The following is a 12,475-nucleotide window of genomic DNA, read 5'->3' on the forward strand; positions in this document are numbered from 1 at the left end:
GTAGATCTCGGGGATTCAGAGGATCGGTGCGGGGACGTAGTCGGCGGCCTCGGGGAAGCGCTTGCGGATCTCCTCCACCCTGCGCACCACGGCGTCCACCTGGCGGCCGGCGGTGCCGGTGAACGACAGCCGGTCCGCGAGCAGCCGGTCGAGCGCGGCCCGGTCGAGCGGGATGCGGTCGTCGGCGGCGAGCCGGTCGAGCAGGTCGTTGTCGGCCTGCCCCCGTTCCCGCATCGCCAGGGCCACGGCCACCGCGTGCTCCTTGATCGCCTCGTGCGCGGTCTCCCGACCCACCCCGGCGCGCACCGCGGCCATCAGCACCTTGGTGGTGGCCAGGAACGGCAGGTAGCGGCCCAGCTCGCGGTCGACGACGGCGGGGAACGCGCCGAACTCGGCGAGCACCGTGAGGAACGTCTCGAGCAGCCCGTCCAGCGCGAAGAACGCGTCCGGCAGCGCGACCCTGCGGACCACCGAGTCGGACACGTCGCCCTCGTTCCACTGGTCGCCGGCCAGCTCGCCGACCATCGACAGGTGGCCGCGCAGCACCACGGCCAGCCCGTTGACCCGCTCGCAGGACCGGGTGTTCATCTTGTGCGGCATCGCCGACGACCCCACCTGGCCGGGCCGGAAGCCCTCGGTGACCAGCTCGTGCCCGGCCATCAGCCGGATCGTGGTGGCCAGGTTCGACGGCGCGGCGGCCACCTGGACGAGAGTGGACAGCACGTCGAAGTCGAGCGAGCGCGGGTACACCTGGCCGACGCTGGTGAGCACCCGGTCGAACCCGAGGTGCTCGGCGACCTTCGCCTCGAGCAGGTCCAGGGTGGACTCGTCGCCGAGCAGGTCGAGCATGTCCTGCGCGGTGCCGACCGGCCCCTTGACGCCGCGCAGCGGGTAGCGCGCGATCAGGTCCTCCAGCCGCTCGAACGCCACCAGCAGCTCGTCGGCCACGGTGGCGAACCGCTTGCCGAGCGTGGTGGCCTGCGCGGCGACGTTGTGCGAGCGGCCCGCCATCACCAGGTCGGCGTGCTCGGCGGCCAGCGCGGCGAGCCGGACCAGCACGGCCACCACCCGGCCGCGGACCAGCTCCAGCGAGCGGCGCACCTGGAGCTGCTCGACGTTCTCGGTGAGGTCGCGCGAGGTCATCCCCTTGTGCACGTGCTCGTGCCCGGCGAGGGCGTTGAACTCCTCGATGCGGGCCTTCACGTCGTGCCGGGTGACCCGCTCCCGCTCGGCGATCGCGGCCAGGTCGACCCGGTCGAGCACGCGCGCGTAGTCCTCGACCACCCCGTCCGGCACGGCCACGCCCAGCTCCCGCTGGGCCCGCAGCACCGCCAGCCACAGCTCGCGCTCCAGGCGGACCTTGTGCTCCGGGGACCACAGCTCGGCCAGCTCCGCCGACGCGTACCGGGCGGCGAGGACGTTCGGGATGCGCGGCTTCTCACTCACGCCGCGAGCCTAAACGGGCCGTCCGGGGTGGACCGGTGCGCACCCCGGTGCGGTGAATGCGGGGACCGATCTCGGGGTCGAACCTCGTCACTTCGGGTGCACCCCGCCCCCTTCTTGGCCGGCATTGTGTTACGGGCCGGCAAGGACGAGGGGACGGGGAGAACCAAGGGAACAACTTCTGGGGTGGAAAGATCCGGCGCTTCCGCTGGGGAAGGACGGGGGCGTCCGAAGCCGCGAGGCTCACCGGGGCGAGCCCCCAGTACGTACCCACCCAACCCGAGGGGGCCATCCCCGGCTTCCATTCTACCGGTGGGGCCTGACGATTCCGCCGGGAAGCGCTTTCACCAAGGGAGTTGTCCACATTCGCGGAGGGCTGTGGGCAAGTCCGCTACCGCAACGCGTCCCGCAGCATCCGGGCGGCGGCGGATCTCGGGTTGGGGTCGACCGCGATCAGTGCGTTGACCACGGCGCCGTCGACCAGGGCGATCAGCCGTTCCAGCTCGTCGGGGGTCAGCGGGGAGCCGGAGCGGGCGAAGATCTCCGTCAGCAGCTCGCGCAGCTCGGCGTTGAGCTCGCGCATCAGCGGGCGCAGGTAGGGGCGGCGGCCGGTGGCGACCAGCCGCTCGTAGCGCAGCAGCACGGCCTCCGCGTCGGCCTCCCGGTCCGGGTGCTGCGGGCCCAGCAGCGGCTCCAGCACGAGGTCCACCAGCGCGGCCACATCCCGGTCCCGGCTGGACAGGTCGGCCAGGCAACGCCGACCCTGTTCCAGCTCGGCCCGCGCCTGGTGCTCGACGGCCGCGGTGACCAGCTCGTCCAAGGAACTGAAGTAGTACGTGGTGGAGGCCAGCGGCAGCCCGGCGCGCTCGGCGACCGCCCGGTGCCGGACCGCGTCGAATCCGCCCTCACCGAGCAACTCGGCGGCGGCCTCGACCAGCGCGGCCCGCCGGCGCTCGCCCTTCGGCGTACTGGCTGACGTCATGACCAGCCATCCTGCCAGCCCAGCCGCCTCAGAACCTGGCGGCGAGGGCGCCGGCGACGCGCTCCAGCTCGCCGGCGAAGGGGGCAGCGGGGCTGTCCGGGGCGGGCACGCTGAGCACCACGACGGTGCCGCCGGCCGGGGTGCGGGCCTCCGCGATGCGGGTGCCCTCGGGCTGGCCGGCCAGCTGGATCGCGCTGCCCGGCGGGACCACGGTGACGGAGAGCTGCCCCTGCCGCGGCCCTTCGCTCGCCGGGAAGGCCGCCGACCGCCAACCAGGGGCACAGACCCGGCCCGGCTCCGGCTCGGCGGGGGCGGTGACCGGAAGCTCGTCAGCGAGGGCGATGGCGAGCTCCCGGTCACCTCGGTCGCACCCGAAGGTGCTGCCCTCCCGCGATCCTTCGCCCCCCTGCTTGGGCGAGGAATCGGGGAAGTCTGGCGCCGCCGTACCGGGTAGACGCTCGGGCGGCGGCTCGGGTTGCTCCGGCGCGCCGAACGCGGTTGCTTCCGACGGTCCGGTCACCACGTCGCTGGCGCCACCCGCGGCGTTGTCACCGGATCGATCCATGTTTACCAGAACACCGACCATCCCGCCGGCGAGCACGAACACGCTGGCCGCGCAGGCCGCGGCCAGCCGCGCCCGGCGGCGGGCGGCCAGCCGGCGGGACCGCGCGGCGACGTCGTCCGCGGTGAAGGTCGGCGGGGGCGGCTCGCCGGGCGCATCCCGGAACAGTGCGGCCAACCGCTGGTCACGCGAGTCATCCATGGGTCCGCACCTCCTTGAGCACCTCACGCAGGTTCGCCAGCCCCCGAGCGGTCTGGCTCTTCACGTTGCCTTCGCTGCACCCCAGCGCCTCGGCCACCCCGGCGACGTCGAGCCCCTCGAAGTACCGCAGCACCAGCACCGCCCGCTGCCGGGGCGGCACCTTGCGCAACCCGGCGAGCAGGTCGTGCCGGGTGGCCACCAAATCGTCGAGCCGGGCGCCGTCCGGTGCCGGCTCGGGTATCTCGTCCGTCTGTCGCTCCCTTCGCCACGGCCGGCGCGACTCGTCGATCGCCGCCCGCACCAGCGTCGTGCGCACGTAGGCGTCGAGGGCCGCCCGGTCGCGGATCCTCCGCCACCGTCGGTGCAGCGCGACGAACGCCGTCTGCGCGAGGTCGTCCGCGCGGTGCCAGTCACCGCAGAGCATGAACGCGGTCCGCCGCACGGCGTCGCGCCTGGCGGCGAAGTACTCCGCGAACTCCTGCTCGTCGCGCTGGTCCACGCGGTGGGCTCTCCGCTCGGTGGGTTGTCCGCGTCCGCTGGCCACGTTCCTCCCGCCTGCGCTCCTCCCTCGCCGGGGCTCGGTCGATGCTCGGCGGTCGTTCCGCGGCCCGCTCACAGAGACGGAACGGGTGGCTCCCAGGGTTGCACAGCGCCGCCGATCGGCACCCCCGAGCCGGCCGGCACAACCGTTGAACCGGGCGCGACCCGTGTGATGTGATCGAACCGTGACCTCCGGAGAGAGCTCGCCGATCGACTTCCGGTCCGACACCGTCACCCGGCCCGACAAGGCCATGCGGGCGGCGATGGCCGCGGCCGAGGTGGGTGACAACGTCATCGACACCGACCCGACCATGCGCCGGCTCGAGGAGCGGGCCGCGGCCGTGCTCGGCATGCCGGCCGCGCTGTGGACCCCGAGCGGCACGATGGCCAACATCATCGCGCTGAGCCTGCACCTGACCAGGGGCGACCGCTTCCTCGCCCCGCGGGAGGCGCACGTGCTGGCCAACGAGCTCGGGTCGGCGGCGTGGCTGGCCGGCGGCATGCCGGCGCCACTGGAGCACGACGCCGGACCCGGCCGGCCCTCCGCCGGCGCGCTGCGTGCCGCGATCGGCCCGGCCGACCCGCCCTACTACGTGCTGCGCACCACCCTGCTCTGCCTGGAGAACACGCACAACGCCGCGGGCGGCGCGGTGACCCCGCCCGACGAGCACGCCCAGCTGGTCGCCACGGCGAAGGACGCCGGCCTGCGGGTGCACCTCGACGGCGCCCGGTTGTGGCACGCCGCGGTGGCGCTCGACCTGCCGCCGGCCGCGTTGACCGTGGGCGTGGACACGGTGTCGGCCTGCTTCAGCAAGGCGCTGGGCGCGCCGGTCGGGTCGGTGCTCGCCGGCGGCGAGGAGCTGATCGAGCGGGCCCGACGGGTGCGGCAGATGCTCGGCGGCGGCGTGCGGCAGGGCGGGGTGCTCGCCGCGGCGTGCCTGCTCGCCCTCGACCGGATCGGCCAGCTGGGCCGGGACCACGACAACGCCGCGCGGCTGGCCGCCGGCCTGGTGGACCTGGGCTGGGCCGCCGTGCGCCCGGAGACCAACATCGTGCTGGCCGAGGTGCCGGACGTGCCCACCGCGTTGGCGTCGCTGCGGTCGATGGGCATCCTGGCGCTACCGATGGGTGACAAGGTGCGGTTCGTGACGCATCGCGACGTGCCGACCGAGGCCGTCGACGAGGCGCTGCGGCGGATCAAGGCGGGAGCGGAATGACCGGGAACGGCTGGCTGGTCTTCGACTACGGCGAGGTGATCTGCGGGCCGACCACGGCGCTGCCCGACCTGGCGGCCCGGCTCGGCGCGCCGCTGCCCGACGTCGAGCGGGCGTACTGGGCGCGCCGGAACGCCTACGACCGGGGCATGGACGACCTGGTGTACTGGCGAGCCATCGGCGACGCGGTCGGCGTGACCGTCGACCCCGCCACCGCGGCGGAGCTGACCGAGCTGGACGTCGCCGGGTGGTCGCACACCGACCCGGACACGCTCGACCTGCTCGACGAGCTGGCCGGCGCGGGGCGGCGGCTGGCGCTGCTGTCCAACGCGCCGGTGTCGTTCGCCCGGTTCGCCGAGCGGCAGGACTGGGCCCGGCACTTCCGGGAGCTCGTGTTCTCCGCCGACGTCGGGCTGGCCAAGCCGGACAGGGCGATCTTCGACCTGTTGGTGGACCGGATCGGTGCCGCCGCGCCCGACTGCCTGTTCCTCGACGACCGCCCGGAGAACGTGGCCGGCGCGCGGACCGCCGGGCTGCGGGCCGAACGGTGGCCGGGCGCCGCGTCGGCGCGGGCACTCGTTGGTCTGAACTGACTACCGAGCGTCGGCAACCGGGTGGGAATGCCTTAAGCTGACCGCGTCCGTTGCCGGCTGCTCTGGTGGGTGTCGATGTCGGAGACCGATGGGTTGTCCAGCGCCCGAGGGAGGGCGTTGCGGCACGACATGACCAAGCCCAGCGTCGCCCGGCTCTACGACGCGATGCTCGGCGGCAAGGACCACTACGAGGTCGACCGGCAGGTGGTCCGCCGGCTGGAGCAGATCGCCCCCGAGATCCGTGACCTGGTGCGGGAGCACCGGCAGTGGCAGCGGCGGGTGGTGCGGTTCCTCGCCCACCGGATCGGCATCGACCAGTTCCTCGACCTCGGCTCGGGCCTGCCGACCATCGAGAACACCCACCAGGTGGCCCAGCGCAACAACGGTGACGCGAGGGTGGTGTACGTCGACATCGACCCGGCGGTGCAGGCGCACGCGCGGGCGACGCTCGAGGAGAACGACCGCACCTACTTCCTCGCCGCCGACCTCACCCGACCGGCGGAACTTCTCGCCGATCCGGTGATCACCACGCACCTCGAGCTGGACCGGCCACTCGGGCTGCTGCAGTGCGCGACCCTGCACTACATCCCGGACCTCGCCGACGCCAGGGCCGTGTTGGCCGGCTACGTGGACGCGCTGGCGCCGGGGTCGTACGTGGTGCTGACCCACCAGTTCGACCCCGGCGACGGTGGACCGCGCGGCAAGCTCGCCGCGCAGCTGCGGCAGGTGTACGCCGAGACCGTGGGGGACAGCGTGTTCCGGAGCCGCGCGGACATCGAGTCGTTCTTCGACGGCCTCGACCTGGTCGAGCCGGGGCTGGCCTACCTGCACGAGTGGTGGCCGGATGGTCCCCGCTGGCGCCCGCTGACCGACGTCAACTTCACCATGCTCGGCGGGGTGGCCCGCAAACCCTGACCCGGGCGACTCGGGTTACTCGGTCACGAGCGCAGCCGCTTGGTCTCGTCCCTGCCCTTGATCGCGCCGTAGGCCGCGGTGCCCAGGAACAGCACGCCGCCGATCACCGCGAGCCAGAACAGGCCCTTGACCACGGCGCCGATCACGGTGAACGCGAGCCACACGACGATCAGTACGCCGACGATCTTCCAGAACATGTCGCTGCCTTTCTCTCGAGCGCTACCGCCAGGCTCCCAGGTCCGCGGCCGGAACGCCCGTGCCCGCGGGAAGGTTCAGGGAGAAATAGGGGTTACCCGGACCGATGTTCGGATTGGTCCGCTGCTCGGAGCCAGTGGCCAAGGCGGCGCACGCCCTCGTCGAGGTCGGCCGCGGCGCCGGCGAAGGAGAACCGGACGAAACGGCCACCGTCGACGGGGTCGAAGTCGATGCCCGGGGTGATGGCGAGGCCGGTGTCGGCGAGCAGGCGCTGGCACCAGCTGAGGCTGTCGCGGGTGTGCGCGGACACGTCGGCGTAGGCGTAGAAGGCGCCGTCGACCGGGGCGACCCTGTCGAGGCCGATGCCGCGCAGGCCCTCGACCAGGCGGTCGCGGTTGGCGCGGTAGTGCGCGACGTGGCCGTCCAGCTCGGCGTAGGACTCGGGGGTGAACGCGGCCACCGCGGCGTGCTGGGCCAGCGTCGGCGGGCAGATGTTGACGTTGCCGGTGAGCACGTCGACGGCGCGGTGCAGCCGGCGGGGGACGAGCATCCAACCGAGCCGCCAGCCGGTCATCGCGAAGTACTTGGAGAACGAGCCGAGGACGATCGCGTCGCGGGAGCTCTGCCAGGCGCAGCCGGCGCCGGTGTCGTAGGTGATGCCGTGGTAGATCTCGTCGCTGACGAGCTGGACGCCGCGAGCCGCGCACCAGCCGGCGATGGCGGCGAGCTCGCCCTGCGGGAGCACGGTGCCGGTGGGGTTGCTCGGGCTGGCCACGACGAGGCCGTCGAGCGGGCCGAGCTCGTCGAGCAGGTCGGTGGTCGGCTGGAAGCGGGTGGTCTCGTCGGTGGCGAACTCGACGACCTCACAGCCGAGGGCGGCGAGGAGGTTGCGGTAGGCCGGGTAGCCGGGGCGGGCCATGGCGACCCTGGCGCCGGGGTCGAACGCGGCGAGGAAGCCGAGCAGGAAGCCGCCGGAGGAGCCGGTGGTGACGATGACGTCCTGGTCGGTGACGTCGAGGCCGTACCAGCGCTCGTAGTGGCCGGCGATGGCGGCGCGCAGCTCGGGAATGCCGAGCTGGACGGTGTAGCCGAGGTCGCCGTCGCGCAGCGCCTTCTCCGCGGCCTCGAGCACCGGGCGGGGCGCGCGGGCGGTCGGCTGGCCCGCGCACAGCGCGACGACGTCGCCGTGGGTGTGCTGGCGGGCCTTCGCGGCCGAGAGCACGTCCATGACGTGGAAAGGGGCGACGTCGGCCCGTCGCGCCGGCCCGGGGAACGAGGCGTCCATGCGGTGCACTCTAGGCCGCCACCACCGCGCGCCGTGGCCAACGAGGTGCCGGCGAACGCAGTACTGTGGCAGTACTGTCACATAGCTGCCGTGAGGCGAGGAACGAACGACCATGGCCATGCCCTTGCACCGCACCGGGCGGCTGATGACGCTGGACGAGTTCATCGCGCTTCCGGAGGACAACTCCTACCGTTACGAGCTCCAGGAAGGCGTCCTCGTCGTGTCTCCTCGCGCCGTCCGGCGGCACCAGCGGGCCGTGCTGCGGCTGTCCCGTCAACTGCACGACCAGCTGCCGGCCGGGTGGGAGTGCCTGCCGGACATGGAGGTGGTGGTCCGCGCGGAAGACCCCGCCATCGTGCGGGTTCCCGACCTCGTGGTCACCCGGGTCGACGGCCCTGAGGCTCGGCTGACGGCGGCGGACGTGCTCCTCGCGGTCGAGGTCATCTCGCCAGGCTCGCGCAACGTCGACACCCGGCTCAAACCCTTCGAATACGCCGAGGCGGGTATCCCGCACTACTGGCTCGTCGACCTGGACCCACCCGCGCCGTCGATCACGGTCTTCCATAGTGGAGCGCCCGACGAAGGCTACGTGGAGGAACCGGCACTCGCCGGTGAACTGGTCACCTCCGTGCCGTTCAGCCTGCGGATCGACATCCCCGCGCTGGTGGCCACCAGGGCCGAACCGGGTCAGTAGCCCTGGTAGCCGCCGCCGGCGGCCATGGACTTCAGGCCGGGGTGCCCGTCGAAGCCACCGTATCGGGAGAAGGTGTACCGCACGCCGGCGATGATGTTGTCCACCGGGTTGTAGATGTCGTCGTGGCCCGGCAGCTTGTGCGCCTGGAACGTCGGGTCGATGCACTGCATCAACCCCTTGGACGGAATTCCCTTCGCGGCATTGGAATCCCAGAGGTTGATGGCGTGTGGATTCCCGCCGGATTCCTTCTCGATGATGGTCCAGATCTTCTGGATGTCGGCTTCGGTGACGGGGACGCCGTTGGCCTGCAGGATGCGAATGGCCTCGCGGATCCACTGCTCCACGTTGCCGGGCGGCGGGCCGCTGCTCGGCGGGCCACCGCTCGGGCCGAGGCCGCCCACCGCGCCGCCCCCACCCGGGGCACCGCCGCCACCACCACCGCCACCGCCTCCGCCTCCGCCGGAGACGGTCGGTGCCGCGCGGCCCTCGGAACCCACGTGGCTCACCGCGGCCGGCTCGGTGCCGCCGCCGGGCGGTTGGATCCCACAGAAGCCGTCGCCGTCGAGGTCGACCTTGATCCCGCCCATCAACTTGGTGAGCTCGGCTTCCGCCTGCTCCAGCAGCTGCTCGACCTTCTTCTCGACGCCGTCTCGGACCTCCTTGATCTTCCGGTCGGCCTCCGCGCGGATGGCCGCGGGGTCGGGGCCGGCGTCCGGGTTGGAGCGGCGGGCCTCCTCCGCCGCGGCGATGTCTCGCTTGGCCTGCTCGTCGATGCCCTTGGCCTCGGTGTAGGCGTCCGACAGCGCCTTGTCGACCGACTCCTTCAGCTCCCGCAGGCACTCGGCCACGCCGTCCATCGACGTGGCCGCCTCGAGCAACGCGTCCCGGACGTCGTCGCCGGCCTTGGTGTAGCGGTCCATGTAGCCGATGAACGCGTCGGCCGCCTCGCCCTGCCACTTGCCCCGGACGCCCTCGACCGCGTCGCGCACCGCCCTGCCGCGGTCGCCCGCGCTGGTGGCGGCGGTGCGGAACTCGCCGGCGGCCTCGGTCGCCACCCCGCTGTTGATCTTCTCGACTCGGCCGTACAGCCCGCCGAGCCGGTCGCCGCCCGGGCCGGGCAGCTTCGCGAGGTCGGCGATCGCGGTCGCCCCCGAGCTGTCGGTCACCGTGCACCCTCTCGTGGCGTCACCGCAGCGCCGTACTCGTGCTCCTGGTCCTCGAGCCGCTGCGCGATCCGGTCCAGCGCCCTGGCGGCCTCGTTGAGCAGCATCTCTCCCCGGCTGAACTGCTCGGACATCGAGCCGATGAACCCGCCGACGCCGGTGGACAGCTCCCGGGAGGCCGCCATCCCGCCGAACGCGGTGTCGTCGAGGTTCTTCGGAAGGCCGTCGGCGATCTGCCCCACGCCTCCCGCGTTGGCCTGCGCCGCCGACACCAGCGAGCGAATCGCGTCGATCTCGTACTTCGGCACGCCCGTCATCCCCTTCGCACAGCACGGCTGTCGCCGAGTGGGACGCCGCCGGTGTACCGGCGGTTCCCCCGCGGATACTGTACGACTTCACCCATCCCCGCGGCGGGGTTTCCGGCCGTGGATGAAGCTTTCCCCGAATCGCCGACCCCGGCCACGCTCGGTAACATCCGTCACCGGGAAACGGGGGATCCGATGAAGCCACTCGCACCGTCCGATGCCGGGTACATCGGTCGCTACCGGTTGCTCGCCACGCTCGGCGAGGGCGGTATGGGGCGCGTTCTGCTCGGGGTCGCGCCGGACGGGCGGCTGGTCGCGATCAAGCAGGTGCATCCGGGCTACGCGCACGACGGCACGTTCCGTGCCCGGTTCCGGCGCGAGGTGGAGGCGTCGCGGATGGTGGCGGGGGAGTACACCGCGGCGGTGGTGGACGCCGACCTGGACGCGGAGCTGCCGTGGCTGGCGTCGGTGTTCGTGGCCGGGCCGTCGCTGCGGCGGGCGGTGGCGGCCGCGGGATCGCTGCCGGTGGCGTCGGTGTGCGTGCTGGCCGCCGGACTCGCCGCGGCGCTCGCCGAGATCCACCGGGCGGGGCTCATCCATCGCGATCTCAAGCCGAGCAACGTGCTGCTGGCCGACGACGGGCCGCGGGTGATCGACTTCGGGATCGCCCGCGCCGTCGAGGGGCAGGTGGAGCTGACGATGGCCGGCACCGTGGTGGGGTCGCCCGGGTTCATGTCGCCGGAGCAGGCGGAGAGCCGGCCACTGTCGCCGGCCAGCGACGTGTTCTCGCTCGGCGCGCTGCTGGTCATGGCCGCCACCGGGCGGAGCCCGTTCGTCGGGGCGTCCACGCCGCAGACGCTGTACAACGTGGTGCACGTCCACCCGGACCTGCACCGCGTGCCGCCGGAGGTGCGGCACATCGCCGAGCCGTGCCTGGCCAAGAATCCGGCGCACCGGCCGACGCCGGGCCAGATCCTCCGGTTCCTCCGGACCCGCCGGCACGGTTACGCCGCGTGGCCGCCGGCGGTGCAGGCCCTCATCGACGGCGAGCAGGCGGCGGTGCACGACGCCCTCGGCGTGCGGTTGCCGCCGTACGTGCGGCGCTAGCCGCGCCGGGCGAGCTGGTCGAGCTCCTGGTAGGCGGCGAGGAAGTCGCCGATGTCGGCCTGCCGGCGGCGGCGGATCCGGGTCGCCTTGTAGCTCGCCAGGCCGGCGAGCAGGAGCAGCACCACCGGAATGCCGAGGATCACGTACGTGGAGCCCTCGTCCCACTCGGCCTTCCGCGTGGCGAAGAACGCGGCCAGCAGCACGCCGCCCACGATGGTGTAGAAGGTGGCCAGCAACACCTGCCGGTTGAACCGCTTCTCCCAGAACCGATGCCGCTCCCGCACCCGATTCCACTCCGCGCTGGACAGCGGATCGAACCCCCGCTCCCGCTGGATCTCCGCCGCCCGCGCCACCACGGCCGGCACCTTCCGTAACCGCGCCGGCGAATCCCCCTGCACGAACGAGATCCCCGGTCCCCGCAACACGGTCGTCCCCTGCCTGGTCAACCGCAGCCGCGGCCGGCTGCCGCCGTCCTCCAAGCCCGCGACCAGCCACCCTGCGGAGTTCACCGCCTGCTTGATCTCCGGCAGCTCGAGATCGGCGTACCGCTCGGTGTCCAGCAGGTAAGTCCCGTCCACGCCCAGGGTCGCACCGGCCAGCTCCTCGCGGAGGCGGAGGTGCGCGTCCGACCCCACGGCATCGGCCGGCGCGTACGTGAACCGCAGCAACCACTGCTTCCGACCGAGCTCCTCGCCGACATAACGCCACCCGTGCTTGCCCAGCGCCGCCCGCAACTCGCCGTCGGACAGCTCCTTGAACCGCATCCAGTCGATCTCCAGGTCGCGCCCACGCGCCGCCACCCGCACCCGCTCCAACCCCGCCAACTGCTTGCGCCGTCTTCTCTGCGGCACGCCGAGAAGGGTCCCGAAGAGCTTGACGAAGGGAGCGACCAGGAGCACGGCAATACCCAGGGTGGCCGGGATGATGAACCACAGGGCGATCTCTCGCGCGAGTTCCTCAGACATCGATCGACAGCTTCCGCTTCGGCTGCCGTGGGCGGGCGAACCGTGCCGTGGCAGCACCACCTCGGGTCCATCGGCCCCGGTAGGTGAACCCTTCGTCCTGGCCCAACTTCTTGATCATGTGCTCTGAGAGCGGGTAAGTGGACCACAACAGCACGTCGACCTCGTCTCCGTTCACGCTGCGCCCGTAGAGCTGCTTGCGCACCTGCTCCGCCGCCGCCTCCACGCTCTGAAACCTCGACCGCAGAAAGCTGATGGCGAGCCACGCCACGAGCGCGGCCATCACGACGCTCCCGACAAGTACGATCACTTCG

15 protein-coding genes are annotated in these 12,475 nt (G+C 72.5%); 5 read left to right on the forward strand and 10 right to left on the reverse strand.

What is annotated here, in order from left to right:
• Nucleotides 1-15: 15 nt before the first annotated feature.
• The 4 genes from purB to BM051_RS11095 form a co-directional block, all read right to left on the reverse strand.
• Complete coding sequence (gene purB / locus BM051_RS11080) at nt 16-1,446, reverse strand: adenylosuccinate lyase (RefSeq protein ID WP_092529990.1); 1,431 nt, start codon at nt 1,444-1,446, stop codon at nt 16-18.
• Between the two features lie 388 nt (nt 1,447-1,834).
• On the reverse strand, nt 1,835-2,425 hold the full coding sequence (locus tag BM051_RS11085) for a TetR/AcrR family transcriptional regulator (protein WP_092529991.1): 591 nt from the start codon (nt 2,423-2,425) through the stop codon (nt 1,835-1,837).
• A gap of 28 nt (nt 2,426-2,453) precedes the next feature.
• Nucleotides 2,454-3,188 carry a hypothetical protein gene (locus tag BM051_RS11090; protein ID WP_092529992.1) on the reverse strand — a complete coding sequence of 245 codons (735 nt, stop codon included), beginning with the start codon at nt 3,186-3,188 and terminating at the stop codon, nt 2,454-2,456.
• A complete protein-coding gene (locus BM051_RS11095) occupies nt 3,181-3,687 on the reverse strand; it encodes a SigE family RNA polymerase sigma factor (RefSeq protein ID WP_092529993.1) in 507 nt (168 codons plus the stop codon). Before BM051_RS11095 ends, BM051_RS11090 begins: the two co-directional genes overlap by 8 nt.
• A gap of 226 nt (nt 3,688-3,913) precedes the next feature.
• Between BM051_RS11095 and BM051_RS11100 the strand changes: the two genes are divergently transcribed.
• The 3 genes from BM051_RS11100 (at nt 3,914) to BM051_RS11110 (ending at nt 6,450) form a co-directional block, all read left to right on the forward strand.
• Nucleotides 3,914-4,945 (forward strand): threonine aldolase family protein, encoded by a 1,032-nt coding sequence (locus BM051_RS11100; RefSeq protein WP_092529994.1) that lies wholly within the window; start codon nt 3,914-3,916, stop codon nt 4,943-4,945.
• On the forward strand, nt 4,942-5,535 hold the full coding sequence (locus BM051_RS11105; RefSeq protein ID WP_092529995.1) for an HAD family hydrolase: 594 nt from the start codon (nt 4,942-4,944) through the stop codon (nt 5,533-5,535). Before BM051_RS11100 ends, BM051_RS11105 begins: the two co-directional genes overlap by 4 nt.
• Nucleotides 5,536-5,610: 75 nt before the next feature.
• Complete coding sequence (locus tag BM051_RS11110; protein WP_092529996.1) at nt 5,611-6,450, forward strand: SAM-dependent methyltransferase; 840 nt, start codon at nt 5,611-5,613, stop codon at nt 6,448-6,450.
• 23 nt (nt 6,451-6,473) lie between these two features.
• On the opposite strand, the gene BM051_RS28990 is transcribed toward BM051_RS11110, so the two are convergent.
• Nucleotides 6,474-6,647, reverse strand: a complete 174-nt coding sequence (locus BM051_RS28990; RefSeq protein WP_166677671.1) for a hypothetical protein — start codon at nt 6,645-6,647, stop codon at nt 6,474-6,476.
• 92 nt (nt 6,648-6,739) lie between these two features.
• Nucleotides 6,740-7,930: a pyridoxal phosphate-dependent aminotransferase gene (locus BM051_RS11115; protein WP_092529997.1), complete on the reverse strand. Its 1,191-nt coding sequence runs from the start codon at nt 7,928-7,930 to the stop codon at nt 6,740-6,742.
• Between the two features lie 112 nt (nt 7,931-8,042).
• Here BM051_RS11115 and BM051_RS11120 point away from each other — a divergent pair, with 112 nt between their 5' ends.
• Complete coding sequence (locus tag BM051_RS11120; RefSeq protein WP_243859455.1) at nt 8,043-8,624, forward strand: Uma2 family endonuclease; 582 nt, start codon at nt 8,043-8,045, stop codon at nt 8,622-8,624.
• Here BM051_RS11120 and BM051_RS11125 read toward each other — a convergent pair.
• Both BM051_RS11125 and BM051_RS11130 read right to left on the reverse strand, forming a co-directional pair.
• Nucleotides 8,618-9,790, reverse strand: coding sequence for a transglycosylase SLT domain-containing protein (locus tag BM051_RS11125; protein ID WP_243859454.1), 1,173 nt, complete (start codon nt 9,788-9,790; stop codon nt 8,618-8,620). The genes BM051_RS11120 and BM051_RS11125 overlap by 7 nt on opposite strands.
• A complete protein-coding gene (locus BM051_RS11130) occupies nt 9,787-10,104 on the reverse strand; it encodes a hypothetical protein (protein WP_092529998.1) in 318 nt (105 codons plus the stop codon). Before BM051_RS11130 ends, BM051_RS11125 begins: the two co-directional genes overlap by 4 nt.
• Nucleotides 10,105-10,287: 183 nt before the next feature.
• On the opposite strand from BM051_RS11130, the gene BM051_RS11135 reads away from it, so the two are divergent.
• The gene (locus BM051_RS11135; protein WP_134046088.1) at nt 10,288-11,199 is read left to right on the forward strand and encodes a serine/threonine-protein kinase; all 912 of its coding nucleotides are present in this window, start codon (nt 10,288-10,290) and stop codon (nt 11,197-11,199) included.
• On the opposite strand, the gene BM051_RS30330 is transcribed toward BM051_RS11135, so the two are convergent.
• Entirely contained in the window at nt 11,196-12,164 is a 969-nt protein-coding gene (locus tag BM051_RS30330; RefSeq protein WP_134046086.1) for a hypothetical protein, read from the reverse strand. The genes BM051_RS11135 and BM051_RS30330 overlap by 4 nt on opposite strands.
• Nucleotides 12,157-12,444, reverse strand: coding sequence for a hypothetical protein (locus BM051_RS11140; RefSeq protein ID WP_134046084.1), 288 nt, complete (start codon nt 12,442-12,444; stop codon nt 12,157-12,159). The genes BM051_RS30330 and BM051_RS11140 overlap by 8 nt, the downstream gene beginning before the upstream one ends.
• Nucleotides 12,445-12,475 lie beyond the last annotated feature (31 nt).

The organism is Amycolatopsis arida (genome assembly GCF_900115565.1).
GTDB lineage: Bacteria > Actinomycetota > Actinomycetes > Mycobacteriales > Pseudonocardiaceae > Yuhushiella > Yuhushiella arida.

Excerpts from the sequence above, each read along its gene's own strand:
- BM051_RS11140 (WP_134046084.1), bottom strand. The coding sequence starts at position 12,444 with ATGGCCGCGCTCGTGGCGTGGCTCGCCATCAGCTTTCTGCGGTCGAGG.
- BM051_RS11135 (WP_134046088.1), top strand. The coding sequence starts at position 10,288 with ATGAAGCCACTCGCACCGTCCGATGCCGGGTACATCGGTCGCTACCGG.
- BM051_RS30330 (WP_134046086.1), bottom strand. The coding sequence starts at position 12,164 with ATGTCTGAGGAACTCGCGCGAGAGATCGCCCTGTGGTTCATCATCCCG.
- BM051_RS28990 (WP_166677671.1), bottom strand. The coding sequence starts at position 6,647 with ATGTTCTGGAAGATCGTCGGCGTACTGATCGTCGTGTGGCTCGCGTTC.
- BM051_RS11130 (WP_092529998.1), bottom strand. The coding sequence starts at position 10,104 with ATGACGGGCGTGCCGAAGTACGAGATCGACGCGATTCGCTCGCTGGTG.
- BM051_RS11090 (WP_092529992.1), bottom strand. The coding sequence starts at position 3,188 with ATGGATGACTCGCGTGACCAGCGGTTGGCCGCACTGTTCCGGGATGCG.
- BM051_RS11110 (WP_092529996.1), top strand. The coding sequence starts at position 5,611 with ATGTCGGAGACCGATGGGTTGTCCAGCGCCCGAGGGAGGGCGTTGCGG.
- BM051_RS11115 (WP_092529997.1), bottom strand. The coding sequence starts at position 7,930 with ATGGACGCCTCGTTCCCCGGGCCGGCGCGACGGGCCGACGTCGCCCCT.
- BM051_RS11120 (WP_243859455.1), top strand. The coding sequence starts at position 8,043 with ATGGCCATGCCCTTGCACCGCACCGGGCGGCTGATGACGCTGGACGAG.
- BM051_RS11085 (WP_092529991.1), bottom strand. The coding sequence starts at position 2,425 with ATGACGTCAGCCAGTACGCCGAAGGGCGAGCGCCGGCGGGCCGCGCTG.
- BM051_RS11105 (WP_092529995.1), top strand. The coding sequence starts at position 4,942 with ATGACCGGGAACGGCTGGCTGGTCTTCGACTACGGCGAGGTGATCTGC.